5 protein-coding genes are annotated in these 6,092 nt (G+C 70.5%); 4 read left to right on the forward strand and 1 reads right to left on the reverse strand.

Annotated features, from left to right (window positions below; translation table 11 throughout):
- Window positions 1-2 precede the first annotated feature (2 nt).
- The 3 genes from QR77_RS38525 (at window position 3) to QR77_RS38535 (ending at window position 2,503) form a co-directional block, all read left to right on the forward strand.
- A complete protein-coding gene (locus tag QR77_RS38525; RefSeq protein ID WP_052489394.1) occupies window positions 3-872 on the forward strand; it encodes a LysR family transcriptional regulator in 870 nt (289 codons plus the stop codon).
- A gap of 104 nt (window positions 873-976) precedes the next feature.
- Complete coding sequence (htpX, locus tag QR77_RS38530; protein ID WP_040029401.1) at window positions 977-1,885, forward strand: zinc metalloprotease HtpX; 909 nt, start codon at window positions 977-979, stop codon at window positions 1,883-1,885.
- A gap of 3 nt (window positions 1,886-1,888) precedes the next feature.
- A complete protein-coding gene (locus QR77_RS38535; protein ID WP_040026590.1) occupies window positions 1,889-2,503 on the forward strand; it encodes a hypothetical protein in 615 nt (204 codons plus the stop codon).
- Between the two features lie 171 nt (window positions 2,504-2,674).
- On the opposite strand, the gene QR77_RS38540 is transcribed toward QR77_RS38535, so the two are convergent.
- Window positions 2,675-3,088, reverse strand: a complete 414-nt coding sequence (locus QR77_RS38540) for a hypothetical protein (protein WP_150130507.1) — start codon at window positions 3,086-3,088, stop codon at window positions 2,675-2,677.
- A gap of 379 nt (window positions 3,089-3,467) precedes the next feature.
- Between QR77_RS38540 and QR77_RS38545 the strand changes: the two genes are divergently transcribed.
- Window positions 3,468-6,092 (forward strand): discoidin domain-containing protein (locus QR77_RS38545; RefSeq protein ID WP_236710997.1); only part of this gene is annotated, 2,625 nt, incomplete at its 3' end.

Raw genomic sequence — 6,092 nt, forward strand, 5'->3', positions numbered from 1 at the left:
GCATGACGGATCTCGACCTCCGGCTGGTGCGTTACTTCACCACCGTCGCGTCACACCTGCACTACGGCCGGGCCGCAGCCGAACTACGCGTCGCGCAGCCGTCGTTGAGTCGGCAGATCAGCCAGCTCGAAGCCTTGGTGGGTGCGCGGCTTCTCGACCGTACGCGGCAGGGCACCCGGCTCACCGAAGCGGGAGAGGCGTTCCTTCCGCGCGCCCGGGAACTGTTGCGCGCGGCCGAGCAGGCCGCGGCCGCCGCCCGCGCCGCCGCGCGGCCCGCCCGGATCGCCGTCGGCTACACCGCGGGTCTGATCGTCACCCCGGCGGTGCGGAACCTGCGGGAGAAGCACCCCGACGCCGACGTACGCACGCTGCACCTGGGGTGGAACGAGTCGCGCGAGGCCCTGCTCGACCGCCGTGTCGACGCGGCGGTCACCCGGCTGCCGCTGCGAGCCGACGACCTGCGCGTGACGGTCCTCCACGACGAGCCGAAGATGCTGCTCGTCCCGGTCGGTCACCGGCTGGCCGGCAAGGAGTCGGTCACTCTCGACGACATCGAGAGCGAGCCGATCCCTCGCTTCCCGGATCGGGAGTTCGACGCGTACTGGCGCGTCGACCCGCGGCCCGGAGGCCGCCCCGCGCCCGGCGGACCCTCGGTCAAGACCATCGAGGACAAGCTCGAATGCATAGCCGCCGGGCAGGCCGTGGCCATCGTCCCGGCCGCCCCGGGCGCGGGCGGCATCCGCCCCGACCTCACCACAGTCCCGCTGTACGGCGTCGAACCGGGGCGTGTCGTCCTGGCCACCCGGGCCGCGGACCGCAGCCCGCTGGTGGCCGCATTCCGTACGTCGGCCGGTGAGTGCCTGAGTGCCTGAGTGCCTGAGCGCCTGGGCCGCCCACGCCCGTGGGTCTCATCGAACTCTTATTCCGTTTTGCCATGGAAGGAGGACAATGAAGAGCGGGGGACGTGGCCCAGGAGATGATGATGACGCGGAGTCGCTACAAGCCCGATCATGGTCTGACCACACGCATGGTCACCACGATGTTCCTGATCGGACTGTTGTACGTGGTGCTGGTCGGCGTGCTGCTGGCCGTGCTGCACGGGGCGTGGCTGATCATTCTGATCGTCGCCGCTGTCGTGTTCGTGGCGCAGTTCTGGTTCAGCGACAAGATCGCGGCCATCGGGATGGGCGCGCATCAGGTCACGCCTGAGGAGGCGCCGGAATTCCACGGAGCCGTCGACCGGATCTGCGCGCTGGCGAACATGGAGAAGCCTCGCGTGGCGATAGCCCGCAGCGACATCCCGAACGCTTTCGCCACAGGGCGCAGCGAACGTACGGCTCTGATCTGCGCCACCACCGGACTCCTGAACAGGCTGGAGCCGGAGGAACTGGAGGGCGTGCTGGCCCATGAGATGTCACATGTCGCGCATCGCGATGTGGCGGTCATGACCATCGCCTCGTTCCTGGGGGTGATGGCCGGTCTGATCACCCGGGTGGCGCTCTGGAGCGGTCTCGCGAGGAGCAGTCGCAACGCCGGTCCGCTCGGCCTGGCGATCCTGCTGATTCCGCTGGTCAGCGCTGCTGTGTATGTGATCGGCTTCTTGCTGACACGGCTGCTCTCGCGTTACCGGGAGCTGTCGGCGGACCGCGCGGCGGCGCTTCTCACCGGCCGGCCCTCGGCGCTGGCCTCCGCCCTCACCAAGGTGAGTGGCCAGATGGGGCGCATCCCGACGCGGGATCTGCGCCGTGCCGAGCCGTTCAACGCCCTGTACTTCGTGCCCGCCTTCTCCTCGAAGGAGAGCCTGAGCCGGCTGTTCTCGTCGCACCCGACGCTGGAACAGCGGCTGGACCAGCTCGCCCGTATCTCCACGGAACTCGGCCGCTGATCCATGGGCCTTCTCGACACCATCCTCGGCCGCAGCAAGCCTGTCCCGCCCGATCTGGACCAGCTCTTCGCTCTTCCCTCGGCCGCGCTGACACTGCAGGCAGGAGCAGGCTTCAGCCCGACCGGAAGGGGGTCGGTCTGCTTCGCCGGTGTCGAAGGCGGCGAATTCGCGCGGCTCAAGCAGGATGTCAGGGAACTGCTCGACATGGATGTGTCCGAGGAGGACCTGGCGGAGGGCGGCGCACCCGAGGGGGAGGCGCCGGTCCGGTTCAGCCGTGACTCGTACGGGTACACCTGGCTGCTCGCCCAGCGGGCCCCGGATGACATCCCCGCGCTGGTGAACGACCTGCACGCGGTGAATACGCTGCTTCAGGACGGCGGCTTCGGGCCGCAGCTTCTCTGTTCCCTGCTGAGTTTCCAGGACGCGGAGAAGCGGCCGCTGGCCCTGGTCTATCTCTACAAGCGAGGCAGTTTCTTCCCCTTCGCCCCCTTGACCGGCGGGGCGGAGAAGCGGGACAGCCAGCTCGAACTTCAGATACGGGCGGTGCTTGGCGACGATCTGCGGGTCGAACCTGATCTCGCCCGCTGGTTCCCCGTCTGGGGGGCGCCGGGCCTGTAGGGGCCCCGCCTGTAGGTCTGACCGGCTCTGACCGCCTGCCCGGTCCCGCCCGTCGATCCGCCCTCCGCGCGGCCATCCGCCGCCCCGCCCCGGAAGGGGTACGGACCGGCGGACGGTCGCGCTTCCCGTCAGGCTCCGGTCAGCCGGTCAGCCGGTCAGCCGGTCAGCCGGTCAGGGGCGTGAGCGGTGCCACCAGCGTCCCAGCCTGGCCCGCTTGGGCGCCGCGTGCCTCGCGGGCCCCGACGGCCTCGCCGGACTCGCCGGAGCCAGCGGAACCGCCGCCGGCCCGTCCTGGGCCTCGGGGGCCGGCTCGCCGGCGGACGGGGAGCCCAGCCCCTCGGTGGGATACCTCGTTGCCGCGATGGCGTCCACGAGCTGCTGGTCGGTGAAATCCTCCGAGCCGGCGATGTGGGGGACGAACCCGACGAGCACTCCGTCGCTGAGTACTTCGGCGTCGAGTCCCGGTGCTCCGTCCGTATCCCAGAGCGCTTCGATGTTGTTGTCGATGACAACACGGATCCCGAACTGATAAACACCGGTCTCGGCCACATGCGCCATCACCCTGCGGGCACGAAGATCGGACACCAACCGAGTGGCACGTTCTGAGTCCACGGCAAGGTACCGCCTTTCTTGTTACTCCTTTCCACGGTATTCCTGGCATGGTCGAAATGGGAAATAAGTTCGTTATTGAGACTTCGCGCACCTTGGGGTTCGCGGCCCGCCGAGTGCGCCCGCCCGGGCCTTTTCCGGGTATCCGCTCCCGGAATCCGCGCGGGGTTTTGCTCTCTCTCGCCGCCTTCGAGGCGTCGGCGCGAGACCCGCACCAGACTCCACGGGCCACCGCCTGAGCTCGATCGTCCATCGCCGCAGGAGGGTTGACTGCGTCGGGAGCGGTACGAAGAATGGCGTCCTGACAACGTTGTCGAGTGCAGTGTCGGCGCCAGCGCCGAGAATGGAGTTCCCCGTGCAGCACCACACAACCCCGCTGAGCCGTCGCCGGTTCACACAACTGGCAGGGATCACCGCGGCGTTGGTGGCCGTGCCGACCACACTCGCGACCGCGTCGCCCGCGCTGGCCGCGTCCGGGAAGCCGGCAGCCGGGGGCATCAAGCCGTCCAGCACTCCGCCGGACGCCGTCGCCGCCACGTACCACCAGGTGCTGCTGCGCCACACCCGATGGACCGAGACCCAGTGGGACGCCACCGCCGGCCACTACAAGGCCACCGACTTCGGCTTCGCCGTCGTCCTCGGGCACGCTCTGCTGCTGACCCGTGGCGGCTACGACGCCGATGCCACCGGCATCGACGAGGCCACGTTGCGCTCGCGCACCCTCGCCACCATCACCCACTTCGCCGCCTCCAACCGCCTGACCGGCGGCACCGAATGGGGCAAGACGCTCTTCTTCGACTCCACCTTCCAGCTCTACTTCGTGCTCGCCGCCCGCCTGCTGTGGGACGAGCTGGACACCGCGACGCAAGCCAACATCGACGTCATCGTGCGCGAACAGGCCGCGTACACCACCTCGTTGGGCTCCGGCGACGACCCGCTGTCGCCGGGCTGGACGCCCGACGGACTGCGCGGCAACAACGTCGGCGACACCAAGCTGGAGGAGATGGGCGTCTACGCGCAGTCCCTCGCGCCCGCCCTGGCCTGGGCCCCCGACGACGCCCGGCACTCCGACTGGAACTCCTGGTACGGCACATGGAGCCGGAACGAGACCGGCCTGCCGGCCGCCGACCACGCCAACCCGACCGTTGTGGACGGCGTCCCGGTCAGCGACAACACCGCGCAGAACCTGTACGACACCTTCATCGTGGAGAACCACGGCTCGTTCGGCCCGCACTACCAGTGCGAGCTGTGGCGTACGTCCGGCCGCAACACCGCCCACTTCGTGACCGCCGGTCTGCCCATGCCCGAAGTCCTCGCCGCCCAGCCGAACGCCGACCGGCTGTGGGCCTCCCTGCTCACCATGATGAGCGACGCCGGCGAGCCGCTGATGCCGATGGTCAACGACCGCGAGCACCTGTACGGGCGCGACGTCATCCCCGTCGCCTTTCTCGCCCAGGTGCTGGGCGACCGGGCCGCGGCGCGCGCCGAGACCGCACTCGCCGACCGCCTGCCGGCGTATCAGGCGTACGCGCCGGTCGACCGGATCACCAAATTCTCCGGCGAGCCCAAGTACGAGCCCGAGGCACGCGCCGAGATCGCCATCAGCTACCTGCTGCACGAGTGGCGGGCCGCACAGCGCGAGAAGGTCACCGCGCTCAGCGCCGATGAACTCTTCCGCCAGGCCGCCGGCGTCACCGACTTCGGCACCGGCCCCGGCCTGGTCGCCCACCAGACGCAGCGCGCCTGGGCGGCGTCCGTCTCCAAGCCCGGCTTCGTGAAGTTCTGCTGGCAGCCGGCGCACGACGACTGGCTGTTCTCGCTCAGCGGCAGCACGCCGATGTTCCTGCCTACCACGGTGGGCAAGGTCGCCACCCGCAACGTCGCCACGTACACCGACCTGCGGGACGGGCTCGACGCCACCGCGGTGCTGCTCGCCCTGGACAGCGGATACGCGGGCTTCACCACGCTGCCCGGCGGCGAGGTCGTCTACGCCACCGCCGGCACCGGCGCCGGCGAGGGCCACATCGAGCTGTTCAACCTGACCATGCCCGGCGTCGCGGGTCTCGACGGCAGCCGCACGTACACCACCGCCGACGGTTCGGTCACTGTGCCCGCCGCCGACACCGGCAAGAGCGGGCACCCGACGAACGGTCCGCGCGTCGACAACCTCGTCTTCACCCAGGGCACCTACCGCTACCTGCGGATGCAGGGCCGGCGCGGCAACTCCCAGTACGGCTACTCCCTCTACGCGTTCGAGGCCCGTGACGGGGCCTCGGGCACCGACCTGGCGCGGGGTGCCACCGCCACCGCGTCCTCCGCGGCCACCGGCAACGGCGCGGCGCTGGCCGTGGACGGCGACGCGGCGACCCGCTGGGCGGTCTCGGTCGCCGACCGTGCCCGCGCCGACAGTTGGCTGGAGGTGGACCTCGGCGCGCCCGCCGCACTGGACCGGACCACGCTGAGCTGGGAGTCCGCGGCCGGCCAGGCGTACACCGTGCAGGGCTCGGCAGACGGCTCGACCTGGACCGACCTGGCCACCTACCCGCCGGCCGACCTGAGCAGCAGCGGAGACTGGATCAACGTCGACGGCCGGGCCGGGTTCGTCGTACGCGGCGCCGCCAACCCCCTTGCCGTGTACGGCGACACGGTGATCCTCTCGGACGGACCCGCCGAGCCGCTGCTTGTCGAGGGCGTGCCGGACGGCAGCACGGCGGCAGTACGGGCCGCAGCCGCGCGCCCGGCGCCCACCGCCGACCACGACGCCGTACGCGCCTCCACCGCCGGCGGCCACCTGAGCCTGTTCAACCTCTCCGGCTCGGCGGTGAACGCGTCGGTCTCGCTGCCGCAGGACACCCGTTCCGTCACCCTCTACGCGGGCGACCAGTCGGTGACCGCACACGGAACCGTCTACCACGCCGAACTCGGCGCGGCCGGGGCGGCGGTGGCGCCCGCCCGCGCTGTCCTGCGCGCCGCGGGCGGC

Source organism: Streptomyces sp. 150FB (assembly GCF_000818195.1).
Classification (GTDB): domain Bacteria; phylum Actinomycetota; class Actinomycetes; order Streptomycetales; family Streptomycetaceae; genus Streptomyces.

Excerpts from the sequence above, each read along its gene's own strand:
- QR77_RS38525 (WP_052489394.1), top strand. The coding sequence starts at position 3 with ATGACGGATCTCGACCTCCGGCTGGTGCGTTACTTCACCACCGTCGCG.
- htpX (WP_040029401.1), top strand. The coding sequence starts at position 977 with ATGATGATGACGCGGAGTCGCTACAAGCCCGATCATGGTCTGACCACA.
- QR77_RS38535 (WP_040026590.1), top strand. The coding sequence starts at position 1,889 with ATGGGCCTTCTCGACACCATCCTCGGCCGCAGCAAGCCTGTCCCGCCC.